11 protein-coding genes and 2 pseudogenes are annotated in these 22,189 nt (G+C 56.4%); 4 read left to right on the forward strand and 9 right to left on the reverse strand.

Annotated elements, in window-relative coordinates:
- Positions 1-22 precede the first annotated feature (22 nt).
- Both K0H79_RS05645 and K0H79_RS05650 read right to left on the reverse strand, forming a co-directional pair.
- Entirely contained in the window at positions 23-3,430 is a 3,408-nt protein-coding gene (locus K0H79_RS05645) for a two-component regulator propeller domain-containing protein (protein WP_220077599.1), read from the reverse strand.
- Positions 3,431-3,730: 300 nt separating this feature from the next.
- Positions 3,731-4,186: a GNAT family N-acetyltransferase gene (locus tag K0H79_RS05650; RefSeq protein WP_220067149.1), complete on the reverse strand. Its 456-nt coding sequence runs from the start codon at positions 4,184-4,186 to the stop codon at positions 3,731-3,733.
- Positions 4,187-4,519: 333 nt separating this feature from the next.
- Between K0H79_RS05650 and K0H79_RS05655 the strand changes: the two genes are divergently transcribed.
- Together K0H79_RS05655 and K0H79_RS05660 are read left to right on the forward strand one after the other, a co-directional pair.
- On the forward strand, positions 4,520-5,167 hold the full coding sequence (locus tag K0H79_RS05655; protein WP_220077600.1) for a histidine phosphatase family protein: 648 nt from the start codon (positions 4,520-4,522) through the stop codon (positions 5,165-5,167).
- 233 nt (positions 5,168-5,400) lie between these two features.
- Positions 5,401-5,955 carry a YfaZ family outer membrane protein gene (locus tag K0H79_RS05660; protein ID WP_220077601.1) on the forward strand — a complete coding sequence of 185 codons (555 nt, stop codon included), beginning with the start codon at positions 5,401-5,403 and terminating at the stop codon, positions 5,953-5,955.
- 82 nt (positions 5,956-6,037) lie between these two features.
- On the opposite strand, the gene K0H79_RS05665 is transcribed toward K0H79_RS05660, so the two are convergent.
- Positions 6,038-8,068: a glycoside hydrolase family 97 protein gene (locus K0H79_RS05665; protein WP_220077602.1), complete on the reverse strand. Its 2,031-nt coding sequence runs from the start codon at positions 8,066-8,068 to the stop codon at positions 6,038-6,040.
- A gap of 566 nt (positions 8,069-8,634) precedes the next feature.
- A complete protein-coding gene (locus K0H79_RS05670; protein ID WP_220077603.1) occupies positions 8,635-10,020 on the reverse strand; it encodes an FAD-binding oxidoreductase in 1,386 nt (461 codons plus the stop codon).
- 399 nt (positions 10,021-10,419) lie between these two features.
- On the opposite strand from K0H79_RS05670, the gene K0H79_RS05675 reads away from it, so the two are divergent.
- Positions 10,420-10,800 (forward strand): hypothetical protein, encoded by a 381-nt coding sequence (locus tag K0H79_RS05675; protein WP_309304487.1) that lies wholly within the window; start codon positions 10,420-10,422, stop codon positions 10,798-10,800.
- Positions 10,801-10,994: 194 nt separating this feature from the next.
- On the opposite strand, the gene K0H79_RS05680 is transcribed toward K0H79_RS05675, so the two are convergent.
- Complete coding sequence (locus tag K0H79_RS05680) at positions 10,995-11,366, reverse strand: VOC family protein (RefSeq protein ID WP_220067158.1); 372 nt, start codon at positions 11,364-11,366, stop codon at positions 10,995-10,997.
- Between the two features lie 760 nt (positions 11,367-12,126).
- On the opposite strand from K0H79_RS05680, the gene K0H79_RS05685 reads away from it, so the two are divergent.
- Complete coding sequence (locus tag K0H79_RS05685; protein ID WP_220077604.1) at positions 12,127-14,127, forward strand: ATP-binding protein; 2,001 nt, start codon at positions 12,127-12,129, stop codon at positions 14,125-14,127.
- A 284-nt stretch (positions 14,128-14,411) separates the two neighbouring features.
- Here the strand turns inward: K0H79_RS05685 and K0H79_RS05690 are convergent, their stop codons facing one another.
- The 4 genes and pseudogenes from K0H79_RS05690 to K0H79_RS05700 form a co-directional block, all read right to left on the reverse strand.
- Positions 14,412-14,573 carry a hypothetical protein gene (locus K0H79_RS05690; RefSeq protein ID WP_220077605.1) on the reverse strand — a complete coding sequence of 54 codons (162 nt, stop codon included), beginning with the start codon at positions 14,571-14,573 and terminating at the stop codon, positions 14,412-14,414.
- 162 nt (positions 14,574-14,735) lie between these two features.
- Positions 14,736-16,118: pseudogene (locus tag K0H79_RS05695) on the reverse strand (PfaD family polyunsaturated fatty acid/polyketide biosynthesis protein); the annotation flags it as partial.
- Positions 16,119-16,193: 75 nt separating this feature from the next.
- Positions 16,194-16,334, reverse strand: a pseudogene (locus K0H79_RS19380) (hypothetical protein); the annotation flags it as partial.
- Between the two features lie 123 nt (positions 16,335-16,457).
- Complete coding sequence (locus tag K0H79_RS05700) at positions 16,458-22,130, reverse strand: beta-ketoacyl synthase N-terminal-like domain-containing protein (RefSeq protein ID WP_220078101.1); 5,673 nt, start codon at positions 22,128-22,130, stop codon at positions 16,458-16,460.
- Positions 22,131-22,189: the final 59 nt, after the last annotated feature.

The following is a 22,189-nucleotide window of genomic DNA, read 5'->3' on the forward strand; positions in this document are numbered from 1 at the left end:
CTTTTGTCACCTGTAAGCTGTGTTAAGCGCTGTGCTCAGACGCATTGGGTTTGGACGGTGTGGCAGGCAAAAAGGGATCCCTGGCCGATGATTGGATACTGAGCGGCAATTGTATTTCAATGGCGACCCCACCCAAAGGGGAGGGCGAAGCCGTTATCGTGCCGCCGTGGGCGCGGACAATCGACTGGCAAATCCACAGTCCAAGCCCCGAACCAGAGGCCGTCTCTGCCCTATCGGCGTCCCCAACGTTGCTGGCCCGGTAAAGGCGGTCAAACAGTCGGGAATATTCATCGGCGGCAACGCCGGGGGCCGAATCCTGGATGCTGAGGGTTACCCAGGCATCAAGGGATGCGTCAGCGGGCTGTGCCTCTTGGGGGGCATGAGACGGCGATACCGTCAGCGACAGTTGTACCTGGCCACCCTGATTTGTGTATTTATAACTGTTTTTCATAAGGTTACCCAAAACCTGCTCCAGTCGTGCCTTATCGGCAAACACGGTCGTCTCAGGGGGCAGCTCAGGCTCACAGGTGAAGCTAACCCCGATCCCTTTTTGTGCCAGCAGGGGGCGGAAGCTGGTTATCTGCTCTTCAATCAGCGGCAAAAGCTTGAGGTGCTCCTTACTCATGGCAAGGTTTGTTGCTTCCTCTGCAGACAGCTGCACTATGTCGCCCACCATGCGATTGAGATTGCCCAGGCTATTTGCCATCGACTCAAAGGTGGCATCGGAGCTTTGCAGCAAACCGTCCTGCATGGCCTCCAACTGCACTTTAATCATGGCCAGCGGCGTGCGAAGGTCGTGGCCAACTTCAGCCAGCATTCGGTTTTTTTGCTCCATCAACTCCGACAGCATCTGGGCTTTTCTTAAGGCATCGCGATGCTCAAACTGGGCCAGCTGCTGCCTTCTGGCATGGGCAAGACGCCAACGAAACAGGCCATATAGCATGGCAATCAACAGGGCAGCCAGCGGCAGCTGAAACCACAGGGTTTGATAGTATTTGGGCGCTTTACTGACCTTCAGTTGCAGCTCTGGCCCCCAGTCTGCGCCTTGCACCCTCGCTTGTAATCTCAAACGATAATTCCCGGGGGGCAGGCCTGTGTAGCGCGCCAGCCGCATATCTTCCGGGGCCGTTAGCCAGTCATTATCATAGCCATCGAGGCGATAGCGATAATCCACCTTACCAAGGCTACTGGCGTCGGGGCTTGCAAAGCGTACCGAGAAGCGTTGGTCGTCAGCGCCCACCACTAACCCCGGCGCCTGGAGATCGAACGGAATATCGACACTGCCAAGCTGTATCTGGGTAATGGCGACAGTTGCGTCATGGCCTGGCCGGGGGCGGGCCTCAGTGCTTATCAGCTGCATACTGTTATTGGTGGCATAGACGAAGCTGTTGTTGCCAAGACGCGGTGTGCTGCGGCTCCAGCCCAGGTCGAGCGCGCCCTCACGCTCACCAAATTGCGCCAGCAGCAGGCCATTTTTATCGAGTAAATGTGTGTTACCCAGCCAAAGGTTTCCCGTTGGCAGTGCGACTAACCTGGCCGGTACTGTCATCCGGTCTGTGATGTCTTTGGCAAAGGGACTGAATCTCAGTACCGCGGCATCCTTTTCTGGTGCCGCCTTGTCAAGGCCAGAAGCTTCCTCGGCAAAGCCGGGTGCTGGCATGCGCGCAAACGTTGCGGTGAGTTTTTCCAGCTCGCCGCTGCTCAGCCTGTCTACGCCTTCGGGGTGGGTGATTAACAGGTTGCCCTGACTGTCACTCAGGATTTGATTTATCTGATTGTGGCGCAGACTGCCTTCGGTGGCCTGCTCGTTGCTGAAGATATTGACGGTGTCAGAACCCGGAGCCACCAACCCCAGTCCGCCCAGGGTGCCTACCCAGAGCCGATTTTGCCCATCCAGATAGAGGCAGCGAACGAAGCTGATAAAGCGACTGCCGTCGGCATTTTTTAGCGGTGACATGGTCAGATCGTCGAGGGACACCCTGACCAGCCCCCTGTCGCTACCGGCCCAGAGTACTGGCTCTTGTCCAAGGGCGAGGTTTTTCACGAACACCCCGTCGTTTTTGGTTAGCGGCAATTGCAGTTCGTTAAGCCAATGGCCATCGGCGGTGGTGGCTATCAGGTTGCCGCTGTCACCCCCAAACCAAAAGTTGCCTTCGCTGTCTTTGATGGCGGAAACCAGCAGTTTTTGTTGAACTTTCGCATCGTCGCTGAACGGCGCTGTGTGGCCGCTACTGAGATTAAGTCGACTCGCCTGCTGCTCAGTCAGCACCAGTAACTCATCTTCACCCAGGTTAAGCACCTGATGAATATTGGTTGAAAACAGGTCTTTCAGTGCTGGGGCAAAGCGGTCAATCAACGAGAATCCCCGGGCTTGGGGCGGATGATATTGCAGCCCTACACCCAATACCCCAAACCACAGGGTGCCCGAGGGCGAGTTGGTGATGGAGTAAATCAAATCGCCGGCAAGCCCCTGAGGGTCCAGCAGATTTCCCTGCAGATGTTTGATAAGCCTGCCGGATTCGCCATCGCGAATTTCGACGCCCCTGGTGCCACTGAGCCAGATACGGCGACTGCCATCGGCTTCAAACGTTTCGGCAATGCCTGTGTTGATGACCTTGCGGGTCTCATCGCCATCGCCTTCGCTAAGCAGCACTTCCCGGGTGGCCGGGCTTAAGAGGTATGTGCCCTGATTCTGGCTGGTGAGCCACAGGCGGTTGTCGCTGGCAAGGTACAGTCTTCGCAGCACCACCTTGTGCAGCAACTCGCCCTCACTGGCAAACAGCGCGAAACCGGCGGCGCCCTTGTCCATCCAGGCCAGTCCCATGGCGGTGGAAAGCCAGAGTTTACCCTCGGCATCAAATTCGATATCCAGCAGGTAGTTGTGATAACGATCGTCGGGTTTATCGAGGGAAAGATAGGGGGTGAATTGCGCGCTCTGCTCGCTCCAGCTGTCCAGGCCACGGTCATGGGCAAACCAGAGTCTGCCATTGCGGTCTTTTTTGATGGCATTGACCTGATTACCGCCTATGCTGCCCGGCGTCTCGGGGCTGCGGGCAAATTGGGTGGACTGCCGGGTGCTTAAATCGACCCGGTAGACCCCCTGAGTCATGGTGCCAATCCACAAAAATTGGCCATCGGCCAGCAGGGAGCGTACATGCAGCTTTGACAGTGCCGGATTGTTTGCACTCTCAAGGGGCAGATATTCATAGCCATCAAAGCGGAACACGCCTCTGCGTGTCCCAACCCAGATAAAGCCCTGTGGGTCGGTTTCCAGTTTAAGGATTTCTTTACTTTGCAGCTTGTGATTGGCTTCTACCTGAAACAGCGGTGGGGTAAAGAGCGAGGGTTCAATGGCATGGGCGTGCAAACTGAAGGTGAAGATAAGCGCCACCGCCAACAGATACCAGCCATGGCGTACTCTGGTGCTCATTGAGCGACTGAAAAACGATGCTGTGGGCCGCGAGTTGCAGCGCATTCTGATCTGCCGGATCACCAGAGGTTCTCTTTGAGCCAATGAGTTGAGACGCGTTATTGTTAACGGCAAGGGTATCTTGTTAATGAAGGCGGGAAAAGCCTTTACCTCTGATGCCGGGCAAAAAGGCGGGTTAACTGAGTGAATAGCATAAGGTTTCACCAAGCCCCAGCGGCCTGTTGACTCGTGTCAGGGCCTGGTGAACCTGTCAGCGGCTTGTTGACTCTTGTCAGGGCATGGTGAACCTTTTCATCTGGTTCACAGGGCCTTGGTCATAAACAGGCTGTGGGGGTCTTCGCGGTAATGGCCAAAGGGGGCGCACTGTTCAAAGCCGTGGGCCAGATACAGGCGCTGGGCCGGCAGAAAGTAATCGGCGGTGCCGGTTTCCAGATACAGGCGTTTGAAGCCGAGGCGGCGACTCTCATTTTCCAGATGCATCAGCATGGCGTGGCCAAAGCCGCGACCGCGCAGTGCTCGGGTGGCACGCATGGATTTGATTTCGCCGCTGTGAAAGTCCACCTGCTTCACGGCGCCGCAGGCGGCGAGGGTATTGCCCTGCCACAGGGTATAAAAACGGATATCACGTTGCTTGAGACGGGCCAGATCCAGCGCGTGTACGCTGTCTGCGGGGGAGTTGTCGTACATGTCCTCCAGATGCTCGTGCAGCAATCTGGCAACTGCCGGGTGGCTTAAATCATCAAGCTTGATATTCATCCCTAATACTCCATAAGTAGTGACATCCACATTGACAAAGCAAAGGCTGTGCCTGAATTCAGAGTATTGATAGATATAGATTTTTAATGTCGTCACTATGCTTTTAAGCACCTCAAGCGGGAGCTTTGCCTCTTTTTAGTGCAACACCCAGGTTTCATCTTTGTGCCGTTTCTATTGCCATTCCTGCGCCGTCTGTGCGCCAATTTTGCTCAGGGTCGCATCCTGGCCGATGGCATGGGCCCAGTGGGGACAGAAATGACCCAAAACCCGGTTTTTGTTCCGCTGCGCAGATTCGGTTAACTTTTGCAGCAGTTGATGTAGCAGGAGCCGACCATGGGCAGACGATTCTTTGTATTAAGGCACGGGGAAACCCATTTTAACGTTGAGCAGAAATTGCAGGGCCACTGCAACTCGCCACTGACACCCAAGGGCCGCGCCCAGGCCCGGGCGGTGGGCACGGCGCTGAAATCCTATCTGGGGCCAGAGTTTCATTTTTACGCCAGTTCCCTTGGCCGCGCGGTACAGACCGCCGAGATTGTGCGCGCCGCCCTTGGCAGCGCCGAAACGCCCATCATCAAAGAGCCGCGGCTGATGGAGTTCTCCCTGGGGCTGTGGGAGCAAAGAACCGTGCCCAGCATCAGGAGTCAGCACCCCGAGCTTGATGGGGCAGGGGACTGGTACCTGCACGCCCCCGAGGCCGAAAGCTTTGATGAGGTGAGGAGTCGGCTTGCCAGTTGGCTGGCGCAGTTGCCGCCACAGGGCGACATAGTGGTGGTCAGCCATGCCCTTACCGGCATAGCGCTGCGGGGCATGTTGCTGGATTTAAGCTACGAAGACTGCTGGCGTCAGGACCTGCCCCAGGATGCCTTTTTCATCATTGAAGATGGCAAGGTGACCCGCATCGACTGCACTGTCACTGTTGAGCAGAATGTTGAGCAGAATGTTGAGCAGCTTACTGAGCAGGATGTGGCCGTGGTCTGATCTTCAGGGACTCAGTTTCAGGGGCAGCGCCTCCGGCTGCCGGGGATGCCCATTTTGCGAACGCCCTGTTAACGCCGGGGTTAATTAGCTGAAGTTTAAATGTAATATCTTGTTTATAAAAGATTAAACAGGGCATTCATTCATCTTTTGTTAAGGATGTCGCCGCGACACTTGGGCCAAACCCGCCGCGCCATGGCTGCGCCCGGGTATTTCCCAAGGCAAAGGAGACATCCATGACCCTGAAACGTACTTTTTCAATCGCCACCCCCTTATTGCTGAGCCTCGGCGTGCTTTCCAGCGCCGCCCATGCCATCGATATGGGTATGGAGCTGAATGACGATCGCGCCTCTGTATCCCTTGGCGGCCAGCTTACCCCCAGCGCCAGACTCGAAGGCGAATACCTGTATGTGGACGGTGATAATCACCTGCTGCAGAGTGCGCTGCTGTTCAGCCACAGCGCCGGTCCGCACCGGTTTGAGTTTGGCCCAATGGCCTCCCGTGTATGGCTGGATAACAGCCCCAATGGCAGCATGCTGTCCCTGGGGGGCAAGTATCAACTGGCTCTGGGTAACGGCCTGTCACTCAAGGCCACCGGCTTTGTCAGCCCCTCGGTGCTGAGTTTTTCCGGTGTCGATGGCCACTATCAGTGGAGCACGGCGGTGGGTTACGAGCTGAACCCGAATCTTGGCTTTGAGGCGGGCTATCGCCAAATCCGCATCCAGTACGATGACCACAGAAATCGTGACCTGGAGGACGGCTTTTATGTAGGGGCGAACTTCCGCTTTTAATGGCTGAGTTAACGCTTTAATAAAAAACGCCGCAGGTTTTGCCTGCGGCGTTTTTTTCAGCTCAGCGCGAGGCGCCCGTCGCTCACAGCGCTTTTAAGCGTACCGCCGCGCCGCCACCGTCGGCCAGATGCAGGGTGAGGGTATCGCCCTTGCGTACCTTGAGCTTTTTGATGTCAATCTCGTAGGGGCGCCATTTCCATTCGGCGTCTTTGCCGTCCTGATAAATCTGCGCCTCAAAGGTTTTGCCGGGCTCGAGGAAATCCAGCTTCACTGTCACATCCCGGGCCTGCTCGTCGGTCACTGCGCCCAGGTACCAGTCGTTGCCGCTGTACTGGCGCGCATTGCGCTCTTTACGGGCCATCACCACAAAGTCGCCCACCTCGCCATCGAGGGCAATGCTCTGCTCCCAGTCGGTGGGTACGTCCTTGATAAATTGAAAGGCGTCGGGACGTTTTAAGTAGTTCTCAGGCAGGTCGGCCGCCATCTGAATAGGGCTGTAGAGCACCACATACAGGGCCAGCTGCTTGGCGAGGGTGCTTTGTGGGCGATTGGTGTTGTCACCAAGGCCGTTAAAGCCCATGTCGAAGATACCCGGGGTAAAGTCCATGGGGCCTGCCAGCATGCGGGTGAACGACAGCATGGCAACGTGCTCGGGTGGGTTGGGCGGATTGCCCCAGGCATTGTATTCCTGACCACGGGCACCCTCACGGGCGAGCCAGTTGGGGTAGGTGCGGCGCAGCCCCGTGTCCTTGATGGGCTCGTGGGTATTGATGCTTATCTGGTATTTGGCGGCGGTTTTCACGTTATCCAGGTATTCGCCCACCATAAACTGGCCATCGTGCCACTCGAAGCGCTCGAGGCCGTTTTCATCGATGCGTTTGATGTTACCGCCATCGGCCACGTAGCCGGTTTTTACCTGACTGACGCCCATCTTCTGGTACAAACCGAAGGCGCCATCCCACTGCTTACGGTAGTTGCTGACGCTGCCGGAGGTTTCGTGGTGGCCTATGAGTCTGGCGCCCACCTCGCGGCCATAATCGGCAATGGCCTTGATATCAAAATCGGCAAAGGGCTCAGTAAAACTGAACAGATCGCCATTGTGGAACCAGTCGCCATCCCAGCCGATATTCCAGCCCTCCACCAATACCCCATCAAAGCCATTGTCGGCGGCAAAGCGCAGGTATTTTTTGGTTTCATCTGTGGTGGCGCCATGCTTGCTGCCGCTGCCCCAGGTGTTTTGGTTAATGTGCATGCCCCACCAAATGCCCACGTATTTACCGGGCTCAACCCAGGAGACATCCCCAAGCTGGTTGGGCTCGTTAAGATTAAGAATAAGGTGCGAGTTAATCAGCCCTGTGGCATTGGCCGCGATTTGCAGCGTGCGCCAGGGGGTGTTGAATTTGCCGTTGGTTTTAACTGCCACCCCATCTGACCAGGGCGTCAGCTCAGAGACAAAGGTGCCGGGACGGCGCTGATTCAACGTCATGGCGGCGTAATCCACCAGGGCCGCCTCGTGGATGGCAATATGCACTCCATCCTTGTTCTTAAGGGTAAAAGGCGTTTGCACCAGGGCGGCATCGGCAAGCTTGCTGTGCTGATAGAGATACTCGTAGCGGTTCCAGCCACGGCCGGGGATCCACCAGGCTTCAGCCTTGTCGGCCTCCTCAACGGCAAATTCGGTGAGCTCGCGGCCGATGTTCAGCGGTGTATCGGCATTCACCTCGTAGCGAAAGCCCACACCGTCGTTAAAGGCGCGAAAGCGCACCTTGTAGCCTTGTTTGCTGTCTGGGTGAGTAAAGCTCACCACAAGCTCATTGTGCTTGTCTTCAATGATGCGCGCCTCGCCCCAGGGCTGCTCCCAGCTGCTGTCTACTGTGGCCCTTTGGCTGTCTGAGATATCAAAACCGCCGCGGAAGTTGGCGGCATTGGTGAAGTCAAACCCCAGTTTGGAGGCGCCAATCACAGGCTTACCCTGAAACAGCACGGCATAGTGGGGGGCGTCATCGTCGCTGACCTTAACTTCAATCTCGCCATTGGGGGACTTGAGGATTAAGGTTTTGGCCTGCAATGGCAGGCTGGCGGCCATGGCCAACAGCAGCAGTGAATAGCGCATTCATCATTCCTTGTAAGGTGTCATTTTTATTTGTGACCACCTTAGCGGAGGCTTGCGTCGGGGGACATAAGCTGCATACGTATTCAGGGACGTCAGTCCAGCTGACGAGAGCTGGTTTTGTCGCTTTGTAAGCGACTTAAGGTCGAAGCCCTCCAGGCTTCACCCGGGTAAGGGACCTTGCTCGTCCAAAGCCCCTTGCATCCCGAATGACGCCCCCGCCGAAGCCAAGCACTTTGGGTTTATGGACTGGAAACGACCACCGAAACCGACTCGCGAATTGACATCCCTATAAATTCATCCCGGCTCGGCTTTCCTTGCCTCGCGCTCATAAGCTTGTCGCTTCGCGACATTCACCCCTTCTCGACGGTTTCTGCCTCAATATCCCTATCTCGGCTTACCCGTTTCTCTCAGCCCAACTCCCAAAGCGGCTTCTAAGGGGGGAATGGTGCATTCCGCTGCTTTTGAGGTTGTCCAGATTCTTGGCTTTACTGCAGATGATATGAAGTGCGTGAAGGGCAGCCCCAAGTGTAGTGCACCTGGGGCTGCCGGGGAGATGGAAGTCCTGCTTATGCCGGTTTGATGTTCTGATTCATCCGCAGGAGATTATGGGGGTCGTACTTGCCCTTGATTTTGGCAAGGCGCTGGTAGGTTTCGCCGTAGGCAAATTCCACCCGGTCTGCTTCTTCTTCGGTGAGGAAGTTGATATAGGCACCGGCGCTTGCAAAGGGTTTGGACTTGGCAAAAAACTCCCTTGCCCAGCCGATACAGCGCTGGTCGTCATCGGCACTGTCCCAGCGGCCGTGCACGTTCATCACATAGTTGGCATCGCGGCTGGAGTAGGCCATGGCATCGGCCGCCACCCGGCCGGTTTGGGCACCAATCACACCGATAAAGATTTCACACTGGGGTGAGGGCAGGCAGGCGGCGTATTCCAGAATGCAGTCGATGGCGCCTTCGGCCAGCGAGGTAAAGTTGTGGGACTTCCAGTAGTTACGGGCGCCCGGGGTCAGCAAGGGGTCGAACGCCTGCTGCCAGGCCTGGAAGGGCTGCACCCCAATGTGCTCGCCTATCATGGGGGCAAACTCCCGCAGCGGGGCTATCAATCGCTCGCCTTCGGCGGGATCGCCGCAGTAACACATGGCCAGTGCCACCATCTCTTTACCGTGGGCGGACTCGGGCAAAAACGGCAGTGGCGGCGCCTTGCGGGTCACCATCCACACGCTGAGCTCGTCAGGTATGGTTTGGGTAAAGGCGGCAAAGCGGGTCAGCACGGTTTTGGCGTGCTCGAAGGGGAACACCATCAGGCCGCTCAGCAAGTCCGGCCCCACCGGGTGCAGGCGAAACTCAAAGCGGGTGACTATGCCAAAATTGCCGCCACCGCCCCTGAGGCCCCAAAAGAGATCGGCGTTTTCGGTTTCGCTGGCCCGTACCAAACGGCCATCGGCCAGCAGCACCTCGGCCGCCAGCAGATTATCCACCGTCATGCCGTACTTGCGGCTAAGCCAGCCAAAGCCGCCGCCCAGGGTCAACCCCGCCACCCCAGTAGTAGAGTTAATGCCAAGGGGCGTGGCCAGGCCGTGTTTTTGCGCCTCGGCGTCAAAGTCGCCCAGGGTGCAGCCCGGCCCCACGTGGGCAATGCGCTTGGCGGTATCTATCACAATGTCTTTCATCAGCGACAGGTCAATCATCATGCCGCCATCGCACACCGCATTACCGGCAATGTTGTGGCCGCCGCCGCGAATGGAGATGAGCATATTGTGGTCCCGGCCCACCGCCAGGGCCTCGGCGGCATCCTGACTGCTTTGGCAGCGGACTATCAATGCGGGCTTTCTGTCTATCATGGCGTTCCAGATTTCCCGTACCTCGTCATAGTCGGGGTCGTCCGGCAGTACCAGTTGGCCTTGCAGCTTACTTTTGAGCGTGTTCAGGGTCTCGGAAGAGAGGGATGACATGGCTTGTTCCTTAGCCGTGCTCCTGGCAACGGCGGGTAAGGTAAAGTGCCCGAACGACCAAGCTTCGCGGGCGGTTAGAGGACTCAGGTCCTGACAGTCGAAAGTGTTCAGCGCGCCCTGTATGACTTCTTCCTGGCATTTTCTTAAGCATGCTTTCAGGCATCCTTTAATGATAGTCCCTGAGACAGGAACCGCAGCCGGGCGGGAAATAAAGGCGGGCATAAAGCTGGGCGTAAACGCCCGGACAAGGGCAGGCCAATGGCATCCAACGAAAGTCGCCAATAAAGGCGTTTTTTGCCGTAAGGCTCCAAACGGAAAGCAAACTCTTGTATAACAGGGGCTTGTATAAAAGTGTTCTTGTAGAACAGCGAAAGCACCGGCAATCAGGAGGCCGCCGCCATGATCCAGTCAGAGGTTCAGTCAGAGATTCACACAGAGGTTCAGACAGACATGCCCCACTCGGAAAGGAATCACTCTTCTCAGCAAATCAGCCCCACCAAATCGGCCACCGCCGCCGTGCAGCGGGGTGTGGCCCGCGCCGATGGCAGGCTCAGCCTGGCTGACTCAACGCTGACCTTTACCCCCTACAACAGCCAGTTTGGCTTGGGCCCTTATCAGCTGGCGGTTACGGATATCGCCAAGGTGGAAAAGTGCCTCGGCAAGGGCGGCGGCATTTTGCCCGTGACCCGGGATGCGCTGCGCATCACCTTAAGCGGCGGCGACAGCTATGAGTTTATCCTGGCCAATCCCGACGACTGGATAGCCGCGCTCGGCGCGTGAGTTTATAGCGGCGCTCGGCGCCTGAGGTTGGCGCCAGAGTATAGAGAAAAGCGGCGAGCCTTGCGGCCATCTCAGCCAAAGGCTCGCCCTGATGTGCTTTCTGGTCTTTCCTGATGCTTCAACCTTCAACCTTCAACCTTCAACCTTCAACCTTCAACCTTCAACCTTCAACCTTCAGCATTCAACCACTGTGCTTAGCCATTGGCCGAGCAGAACCAGAGCTTGTTGCCTTCGCTGTCAAGAAAACTGCCCACCAGATAGCCTTCTTCCACCACAGTGACGGGGTCGGCTATGGTCACGCTCCTCGCCCGTAGATAGGCCTCGGTGTCCGGCGCATGGTCACACTCTATGGTGATGCGCGGATTGGGTTCGCTGGTGGGGGTGCCATACCACTCGTCCTTTAACATCAATACCAGCTCCCCGAGGCGATAGCCCCTCAGCTGGCCCTTTTCCATTGCCGGTTCCAGCGCCAGCACCTCGCTGTAAAAATGGGTTGCCCGTGCCATGTCGTTCACGGCGATGGCGATCACTTTAACGGCCCGCAGGCCATGGGATGAGGTGTTCATTTTGCTGTGCTCCTACCACTTTCTATCCCGTTAAGTATAGTTGTCTGGACTTTGGCACGGTTGGTATTGCTGCTTTTTACTGCATGTTATACAGTGGATGCCATTGATGAATAATCAAGCGAAAACAATGGTTAAGGCATGGCTGATATAAGTGTGTAACCAGAGTTTTCGTTTTGATGCTGACAAAGGTGCTGATTAGGGATGATGGCCGTCGATTCGATACGCTTTCAAAGGGATTTACCTCGCTTTCCGTTTTCCCTCTCCCCCGAAATTGGACTTTTTGAAGCCGCCGCTTCTGGCTTTTTGTTTGTCGCTTTGCAAGCGACGGGAAGTCGTGGGTCAAATGCTTCCATGCACAACGGCCAGTTCGCCATGCATGGCTCTCGCTCGTTAGCCAGTCGCTGCGCGACACTCGCCAACCTACACCCGGGGAAAGGAGATCTGCAGAGACTCCCCTCTTACACATTTAGAAAGCAGGCCCGCGCCGCCCCAATGAATCCGAGCACCTTGGGCTTATGGGCTGAGAACGGCCACCGCGTCAGACGCTCATCCCTGATTCGACTGACGCTGCCTCGGCATCCATGCCTTGGCTCGCCCGTTTCACTCAGCCCAACATCCCAATCGGCTTCGAAGGGAATTGAATTTACTTTATCGACCGATGGGAGCGAGACCGCAAGTTTGGGCTATTTCGATAGTTCGAATGGATACATTTTTAGGCTCACTATCGGTGTTTTGTATTAATTAGAAGAGATAAATTTCAATGATTGACAAGGCGATTACTAATCCAGGTTTCCATAAACAGTTCGATATGACTCGATTCAATCCCGAAGAGCAAAGAATATTGAAATCGCTCTCTAGGGGTTGGTATCTAACTAATTCTGGTGAAGCGTTGCGTGTCGCGCAGTCAACTTACAATTACTTCCTAATGAAACCCACTCTGAAGACATCCGAGATGTTCAATATCGAGCGGGAGGTTGTATGCGTATTTAGTGACTATGACAACTTTGAACCGAGGTCACTAGATTTCTTCGAACAAGTGTACACGCGGTTGCCGAAAATGCGGGCCGAGACAGTTTGTGCAGTTCTGATTAGCAGAGCTCATGATGTAGAGAGAAAAGTTGAGCGTCTTCTGAAGTCAGATCCTGAGCACCAAATCATTATTCCGGTTAGCTACGTCGAGATGACGGATAATGATGCGCTTTCACTGCTGGAGAATAGATTCAGGAAGCATTTCTATTCACGGGACTTATTCTCATTTTTGTCACCATTGAAGAAAGATACCTATTTCTTTGGTCGTTCAAATCTTATAAACGAGATCGTCAATCGGTTTCAATCCGGAGAGCACACAAGTCTCTTTGGCCTTAGGAAGAGTGGTAAGACGTCGATTGTGTATGCAATTCAGCGCCGCTTGGAGTCCAGTGGAGACTGTGTTGTTTCATTAGATTGTGAAAGTCCATCGGTTCATGGGCTGCGATGGAACGAGCTACTCGAACGCCTTGTTCGATTGTATCGCGATGCAAAGGGATCAAAGGTAAAAATTGATACGTCTGGAAGGTACGACCCCAAATCTGCCGCGGATAGCTTTGAAGAGGATATCTTAAAAATTCACACATCAAAGAAGGCTGCTTGTGCAATTTTTATTTTCGATGAAATAGAAAGGATTACACCAAAAACAGGAGCCTCTATTCAATGGAGGGAAGGAGAGGACTTTATATATTTCTGGCAGACGATGCGTGGCTTCTACCAAAAGCATCCTGCTGTATTTTGCTACATGCTGGTTGGAACGAATCCAAGCTGTATTGAGGCTCCATCACTGGTTGGGCATGACAACCCAATATATGCTTCAATTTCAAGTCAATATGTACCTCCATTTACGGTCGAGCAAGTGAGCCAAATGGTAACGCGCCTTGGTGACTACATGGGGTTGAAATTTGATGCGCTAATAGCCGCGAAATTAACAGAAGATTATGGCGGACACCCGTTCTTGATTCGCCAAGCATGTAGTCAAATCAACCGGTTGGCATCGACAGAACGGCCTGTGGTTATCGACAAGGCGCTATATAACCTGTCCAAGGCTGAATTCAGAGCACATTCTCAAGACTACTTGGAAATGATGATTCATGTTTTGGCCGAGTGGTATCCGGATGAGTATGAAATGCTCTGCTTCCTAGCTCAGGGGGACATGGATAACTTCAATGCATTTGCAAATGAGCATGCGTCCTACACGCGGCATCTAATTGGATATGGACTCATCCAGAAAGGACCGTCAGGTTATTCATTCAATCTTGAAGAAGCCTCCGAGTTGCTTCGCAAGAAGCACCAAAATGAGAGGCTGAACTTGACCGACGATGAAAAGGTGCAAGAACTCTCAATCAGGCGGAATCGCTTAGAGAAGGGACTACGAATTCTCGTAAGAAACTCGCTAAAGATATCTCTTGGCGCGATTAAATCAAAGAGTGCTGTAATTGCATCTGTGCCTGAGGGGAGAAGACCCGTCCTGCTAAACTACGATCTATCTGGATTGCTTGATCGAGATAATTCTCCGTTGTTCTTCCTTGAATTAATCAATGTGATTAAAAGGGAATGGGCAACTTTCGAGAATGTATTTGGGATAGATAAGACCAAACTAATCTTGATGCTTGAAGAGATTAACAACAAAGGTAGACCAGATGCACATGCAAAGTGCATTGACGAAGATGATTTCCAGCAATTGCGACTCTATTTTAAGAAACTCGAGTCAACACTTGAGGAATGGTTGTAATTCTTAGAATTCAAGCAGAAAAACAAAGACACCGATAATTGTTGGCGGTTTTGGGAGGGATGACTAAGTATTAGTTAAGCTAATTCAAGAAGCGAATAGACGGTTGATTTTACTGTCAAGGAATACTCGCTGGATTCGAAAATAGGTACAGGTTTAACACTTTGCTTGCCGGTTGCACCTGTTCTTGACCCCATTGAAGCGGCCGAGGGTGTTGCTGAAAATGGCGTAGCGAGGCATGGATGCCGAAGCAGCGCCAGTCGAATCAGGGATGAGCGTCTGGCGCGTTAGCCAATTTTCAGCATAAACCCGAAGGGGCTTTCCGCTTCGTCGGGGCGGCAGGGGAGATCCAAGAGGGGATTGCTGTAGATCCCCTCTTGGTCGGGTGTGGGGCGAAGCTCCACGACTTTCCAGTCGCTTGCAAAGCGACTTAATTTAATAAAAAACACGCAGGTTTTCCCCTGCACCCATCAGCAAATGCGAGGAAACAAAAAACCAGCGCTATGGCTGGTTTTGTCATTCATACCGCCCAGTGCAACTGACCACCGACTATCCGACTGGCGCCATGCACATTGAGCGTTAGTTTGGCTTACGCACTAAGCCCCACGAAGTTAGGCTAAAGCCTCCAACGGTCGATACCGTGCCACCGAAGCTGGCAACACCACTCCTTGAGACTTCAAGGTATTCACCCGATGTAAATACGCCGCACCGGTCAAAAGGTGCAAAGCCAAATCCACAGCCCGGCGCTCGCGGTAATCATCCAGATACGTCCCCTTCGACCAGCCGTTAAAGGCCCCCAAGGCGGGTCCTGCCCAGATTTGATAATCCATCTCACGGCCAGCCTCACCGGTATTCGACCAGCGGCTGGAGAGCCCCAGATACCAGCGGAAAATCAGCGCCATCTTGCGCTTGGGGTTACCCTGGGCGCGTTCAATCTGGCTGGGGTCGCGGGCCATAAAGTGCTCCACCGTGCCTTGCCAGATATCATCGAGGCTGGCGCGAAACACCTGGGCTTCGAGCTTGGCGCGCTCGTCGGCCGGAATGGCTTCGATGCTGTCGTAGCGGCTGTAAATCTCGTACAGCTTGTTGGCGCGCATGGGGAACAGTGTGCCGCGCTTTACCACCTGCAGCTTCACGCCCATCTCGAACATGTCGGCGGCAGGAGCCATGGTCACATCGGCCATCTCTGTGGTGGAGAGCAGCCTCCGGGTGTGCTCGCTGGCACCGGCCTCGATACAGGCCTGATTGATGGAGCCGGTCACGATAAAGTCGGCGCCCATGTTGAAGGCGGCCAGCGCCGCATCCGGGGTGCCTATGCCGCCGCCTGCGCCCACGCGGATGGGGGTGGCAAAGGCGTGCTGGGTTTGCAGCTCGTCTCTGAGCGCCAGAATAGTCGGCAGCAAAGTCACCAGCGGACGGTTGTCGGTGTGGCCGCCGGAGTCGGCTTCGGCGGTGATGTCGTCGGCCATGGGCACCAGCAAGGCAAGCTCGGCCTGCTCAATGCTGATATGGCCATCGGCGACCAGGGCATCGAGCATTTTTTTCGGCGCACTCTTCATAAAGTGGCTGGCAACCTCGGTGCGGCTGATTTTGGCGATGACCTTGTTTTTGATGACAATATTGCCATCGTTATCGCGGCTCAGGCCCGCGGCGCGGTAACGCACTATGTGCGGGGTGAGCGCCAAAAAGGCCGAGGCCTCCACCGTGTGTACGCCGTGCTTTAAATAGAGCTCCACCGCGCCTTGCTCAAGCGCTGGCTCACTGGGGCTGTGGATGAGGTTAAAGGCGTAGGGGCCCTGGGGCAGCTCGGCCTGAATGCGCTTGATGGCGGCTTCAACCCGCGCGGGCACGAGACCTGCGGCGCCAAAGGAGCAGAGGATGCCTGCTTTACCCAGGGCAATCACCAGCTCTTCCGAGGCGATGCCGTTGGCCATGGCGCCGGCGTAGTAGGCGTATTTTACCCCGTGGCAGCGGCGAAAATCCGCACTGCCAAGTTCAAAGGCGGCAAAGGGCGCGGCAAAGGCGGCGACCTCAAGGGAGCCCGTTTTGCCTTGGTCTGCTGCCTCGTGGCTGACGCCCAGCTCACTGCCGGGCAGACGCGCCATGTACACAGGCTTATCCAGTGCAAGCAGCGCCGCTTTGATGTTTGCATCGCCACTCACGCTGAGGGCCGGGTCTATGGCCCAGGGCCACTTGAAAGGTGTGCTCATCTGTATTCTCTGTTTGGGCGGTTTATACCGCTGGTCATTCTTGTTTTGTTGGCGGCCGTAGCCGCGCGGAAAGCGTTTAGATTCTAGATTCTAGATTTTAGGGCCCGGCGTATTCATCGCCGCTCAGGCCTCTTCAATCGCCAGCGCCAGTGTGCTGATTTCGTATATGCGCAGGCCATCTTTGGCAAGCCAGGCGTCGGCCTTGAGGGTGACGCGGCCTGTTTCCCTTTCGATGGCGGTAATGTGCAGCTCCAGCGACATCTGCCTGTTTAAAGGGCTGATTTGGCCACGGTATTTCCACTTCACTTTACTCAGGCAGTGATTAAAGCGCGGATTTTGGAACTCATTTCCAAGACCCGCATCCAGGGCGAAGCTTGAAAGCAGCTCGATAATGGCCTCAACCCCCAAAGAGCCCGGCATCACCGGGTCCTGATGGAAGTGGAAGCGGAAGAACCAGTCGCTTGGGTCAATGGTGCGCTCGCCGTACACATAGCCAAGGCCTGCCTTGCCGCCGGCACGGACGATATCCACCCTGTCCACAAAGTTCAGGCGGCCGCCGGGCAGGCGCAGATGGGGCTTGCCGGGGGCGGCCCGATACAGGGTGCAAGCGCTGTCGCGCAGGTTATAGCTGATGTCGGGGCTGAGGTTCTTTTCCTCAATCCAGGGCGTGGTGACCTTGCCGTTATCCAGCCCCAGCTGGTGGGTGAGCGCCTCGGCCTTGAAGTAACCAAACACCGCCTTGCCCTCATAGAAGGGCTCGCCATCTGCCGCCAGCGCAAAGCTGAAGGTCTGGATGATATTGGTGCCGGACATGACAGTGCTTAAGAGGCGCGAGTCGTTGCTGATGGTCTTGCCCCGAAGGTCGATGTCTTTAATCAGGGTGCCTTCGCCGTCGAGATTACGGAAAAACAGCTCAAGCCCCGGGAAGCCCAGAGTGGTGCCCATGTAGCCCGAGATAAAGCCGTTTGGCTGCAGGGCGATTTCCATCAAAATAGAGTAGGGCATGCGCGCCGGATGGCTGTTTTCGGCAAAATACCAGGCCTTTGGCGGCACTTCGTATTCGCCGAGGCAGGATGCCGGGGATTTGAAGTCGCCGCGCTTGCCCTTAACCTCCACCACCCGGGTGGTGAGCTGCAAATCGCCGCAGGGGGTGCGCGGCGGAATCAAGCCACGGTACACAGCGAACTCGGGGCCGAAGCAGTTTTCGATATTGCCGGTGGCAAACTCGAACAGGTGCCAGGGGGTGAAAGGCACTGAATCCGGGATGCGATTTGCCGATTTTGGCGAATAGTCTTTCGTCACCGGCGCTTCGATATGCTTCACCGGCACCACACCCTTGATGGGGGTGGCATTCAGGTCTGGCTCATGGGTCATCAGCGGTGCATGGATGGACGCCTGACGGCCTTCCAGCAGTGCCTTGTTGTTGCTGACGGCAGCTGTTTGGTTTGTTGCGCCGTAGCGGGTGCAGTCATCATCTTCCTTGAGCATCACGCCCAGGTTCTGAAAATCCACCACCACTTTACCGTCGAGGATGATTTCGATATTGGCCTTGGCCCAGGGGGAGGGGGTAAGACCTATGTCGGTGACTTCCATGCGGTAGCTTAGGCGGTTTGACTGGGGCAGTACCTGACCACGGCAGCGCACCTTTTGCGGCGCGTCCTTCAATGGTTGGAAGCGGCCGTTTTTGGTGAGCTTGTGCAGCCCCAGATGCAGCATGTAAAACTGCAGCAGTTGACCACAGCCCTCGGCCATAAGCGAGCCTGCCATCACCTGATCGTCTTTGAAATGACAGGGGAAATACCAGTGATCCGGCTCCAGCTGCTTATGGCCTTCGATAAGACCAAGGCCCCAGGCGCCACCTTTGATATCCACTTTGCTCACTTCTTCAATCATCAAAAACTTTTCAGAAGCAAAACAGATGGATGGCTGATGGAAGCCCAGATCGTGGCTTGGGCCAAAGCAGCCCGCCACATCGGCGGCGAGCAGGCGCGAGACCTTATCGTAGCCAAAGGCGGTTGTATCGCAGGCAATCAGCGGCGTGAAGCTACGCGGATTAGCCATGGCGGCGCTGCGCTGCTTGATTTCATCCTCGGTGCGGATAACCCCTTTGCCATCGGCAAGCTCGGCATCGGTAAAGAAACCGGCGCAGCCGCCGTCCATCTTGAGGATAAGCCTGTCGCCCACGAAGCACTCGTAGGAGAAGAAAAACAGCAGGGTGTCGCCATTGCGGGCGTAGTTGTTGATGGAGATATCGTACCTTAGGGTATCGCCGCCACGGGGCAGGTCACCGAGGAAGGTGAGGGTACAATCCAGCAGGCGATAGACCCGCTCGCCCTTGTTTTCAAGGTCGATGCCAAGGAAGGAGATAAGCATGAGATCGCACTGGCCCGATTCTACCGCCACCGCCCAGGGAATTTGCCCGTCCACCAGATAGGGGGCGTCCACCGGGATATCGTATTCTGTGGTCATGGTGCTTGGCTTGTACTCGCCAAGTTTGGCGTTGAGTTTGGTGACCCGGGACACCAGCAGATAGTCGGTGGTGGGCAGGCGCACCCGGCGTCGGTAGCTGTCGATAATGGCGTAATCGGGGCCAAACACCGGGGCGATATCGCCCTCGGCGTACTCAACCAAATCGGCGTAATCCCAGATGCAATCTTTAACCGCCTGGCTTAATGGTTTTTGTGCCGCTTGGCGAGGCGGCTTTAGTGCAACTTCGGCTGGTGTTGCCAGCTCTGGCTTGGGAAGGCTGACTTCTACCTCGGGAAGGCTGCGCTGGGCCTTGGGCAAAGTGAGTTGGAGCGGCTTTTGCTCACTCACCGCTGCGGCGATGGTGGCATTGCAGATACCGGCTGCGTCGCCGGTGATATCGGCCATCAGGGCGCGGGCAAGCTTGAGCCCGGCTTCGCGGCTTTGCAAAAATGCCTGATGGGCCGCCATGGCTGCCAGACGATTCTGGACCACAGGTCCGGTCTGGCTGATGTTGAGACTGGAGCCGCTATTGGAGCCGTTATTGGCGCTGATGCCGGGGCTCGATGGCTGATAGCCGGGCGACTGGGGTGTTTTATTTTGTGTCATTGGTACTTCAGTATCTTTCTGCGAAGGCGGCTGTTCAGTGGCGTTTGGCGCCGCGCTTATTTGCGCATTGCTTGTAAGCGCAGTGTTTTGTGCGAGCTTGGCGCGGATAGAAGCTTCATGGGGCAGTTCGCCGCTGAGTATGTGGCCGCGAATATCTCTGCCGCCGAGCTGTATGCGCTGCAGCAGCTGCTTGCCTGCGGGGGCGGGCAGCCCCTCTGTGAGGCGCTGACTGAGGGCAGCTTGTTGTGCCTTTGTCTGGCGAAGCTCGACCCGGGCGCTGTGCATGGCGCCATCCAGCAGTACAGCTGCTATCGACTCTGCCCCATGGCCTTTCAGTGTCAAAGACAGGAGCGCATGTTGCAGGCTCGCCATATTGGCGGCGGCAAAGCTGTGGCCCAGGCGGGCACTGGCGCTGTGGCCACTGACGTTAAGCATGCGGCCAAGCTTGCAGCTGGGGCTGTGCTCTGTGATGCCTTGCAAATCGGCCTGGTTGGGGCGGCTGAATGTTGGCGGCGTGAGCGCGCCATAACGGCCTGCTCTGCCTGCCTTCAATACCAGGGCACCTGCCCCTTCACCGGGAGGCAGACCCATGGCGCTTAAGGATTGGCCATAGTGCCATACCTTCTCGGCGCTGGCGGCCAAGTCCACCGCCGCCACCACCACGGCGTCCAGCTGCTGGGTGGCGCAAAGGTTGTCGGCCACCTCCAGCGCGCGGGCAACCGAGAGTTCGCCCGCCGACAGGGTAAAGGCCGGGCCGCTGAAGTCCCACTGGGAGGCCACCCGGGAGGCCATGATATTGCCTATGTAGCTGGTGTACTGATTCAGGCTTGCTGAGGGCAGCACCGCATCCATGGCAAGTTGCTCCAGCGCCTGATATTCATCATCGCTGAGCACTATGCCGGCCCGGGTGAGGCTATCGGCAATCTGGGTGTGCAGGTTAACCCGGCCGCGGAACTGATGCAGCTCAAGCTCGGTTTCCATGGCAACCAGCACCGCCACCTTGCTGCCGGGGGCAAGATCCGCATCGCGGATGGCCTCGTCGGCCACCTTCATCAGCAAAAGCTGCTGGGCAACCAGTCTGTCGCCGGGGTGGGGCGGCAGCCTGAAGCGCAAAAAGTCCAGCTCGAATCCGTCTATAAAACCGCCAACATGCAGTGTCGCAGAGTCATGGGACTCGGCGCTCAGGTGCTCGAGGCCTTTCCAGCGCCCCTCGGGCAGCGGCACAAGGGCGTGTTTGTTGTCTGTTATCAGGGTCGCAAGCTCGCCCACATGGGTTGCGGCGCCGAAGTGTCCGGCGAGGCCGTCGATGGCAAAGCTGTCGCTGGCTGAGTGGCTGACGTCAGGACTGCTCAATGCTTGAAGCGCTTCTGCTCCATCGGGGGATTCCAGCACCAGGTGGGCGTTGCAGCCTCCAAAGCCGAATACCGACAAACCGGCCACGGCGGCATTATTTTGCGGTTTTGCAGGCCAGGGGCGGGCAGAGGTGACCATCTGGTCGTCGCCAAAAAGCCCCTTGGGGGAGCTGATTGGGCTGGTTAGGCGCACCGTGGGCGGCAGAAGTTTATGCTTCATCGCCAGCATCAGCTTGATGATGCCGGGCATACCTGCGGCAGTGAGAAGATGGGTCAGGTTGGACTTTACCGAGCCGATAAGGGGCGGCGTGCTGCCATCGAGGCGCGACTCAAAAAAGCTTTCCAGGGAGCTCAGCTCCACCTTGTCGCCAAGGGGCGTACCTGTGGCGTGGCATTCCACCACTTCCACGGCGCCGGGGGCTATGCCTGCGTCTTCGTAAGCGCGCTCGAAGGCCTTGATTTGGCCCTTGCTGGCGGGACTTAACACAAACTGGCCGCGGCCATCGTTGGACAGGCCAACACCGCGGATAATGCCGTGGATGGTGTCGCCATCGCGTTTGGCGTCATCCAGGCGTTTGAGCACCAGTACCCCGGCACCTTCACCGGCGTACAGGCCGCCGGAGTGCTTATCGAGGGGGGCGCTCAGGCCATGCTCCGGGAAAGCATGGAAAATGGAAAAGCCCATGCTGATGAAAAAGGGATCGGCGCCGCTCACCGCACCGGCCAGCATGACATCGGCCTTGCCGGTGGCCAGATAGTCGCAGGCAAGCTTGATGGCATACACGGAGCTGGCGCAGGCCGCATCCAGGCTCAGGCTCACGCCCTCAAGCCCCAGACAGTCGCTGATAAGGGCCGAGGCATCGGCGGCCGTATCCTGTAACCAGGGCTGTGACCCAAGGGTGCTTTGTCCATCGAAGGGCTCCAGCGGCGGGAAGCCGGGCAAGCGGGCCTTGAGGCCATTTTCCACCGCCTTGTGGTACAGGGGCAAAAAGGCGCGGTTGGAGGCCTTGGTGGGAAACGACAGGGTGCCCATCACCACGCCGCAGCGGCGTTTATCCACCCCGGAGTCAAGACTCTGCAGTGCCATTTTCGCCACATCCAGGGCCCACAGCTGATGCTCGTCCACTTGGGATGCCAGGGCGGCCATGGCAGCCGCTGGTTTGGCGTAACCTTCGGGTGAAAAACGAAAGTCTCTCAGGTAGCCGCCCTTGTCGCAGTAAAAGCGGTCGCTCTTACCCTGTTCACCAAGATAGGCCGCCACAGGCGCGCCGAGTTTGTCCCGGCAAATTGGGCTGTGGGCATCTTTGCCCTCGGTTATCAGCGACCAGAAAGCATCCAGGTCGTCAGCACCGGGAAAACGCCCCGCCATGGAGACGATGGCAATGGGGCAGGCGCCTTTGCTTGTTTGTGCGTGTTGGGGCTGGGTGT

It is taken from the genome of Shewanella sp. FJAT-52076, from assembly GCF_019457455.1.
In the GTDB taxonomy this organism is placed as follows: Bacteria; Pseudomonadota; Gammaproteobacteria; order Enterobacterales; family Shewanellaceae; genus Shewanella; species Shewanella zhangzhouensis.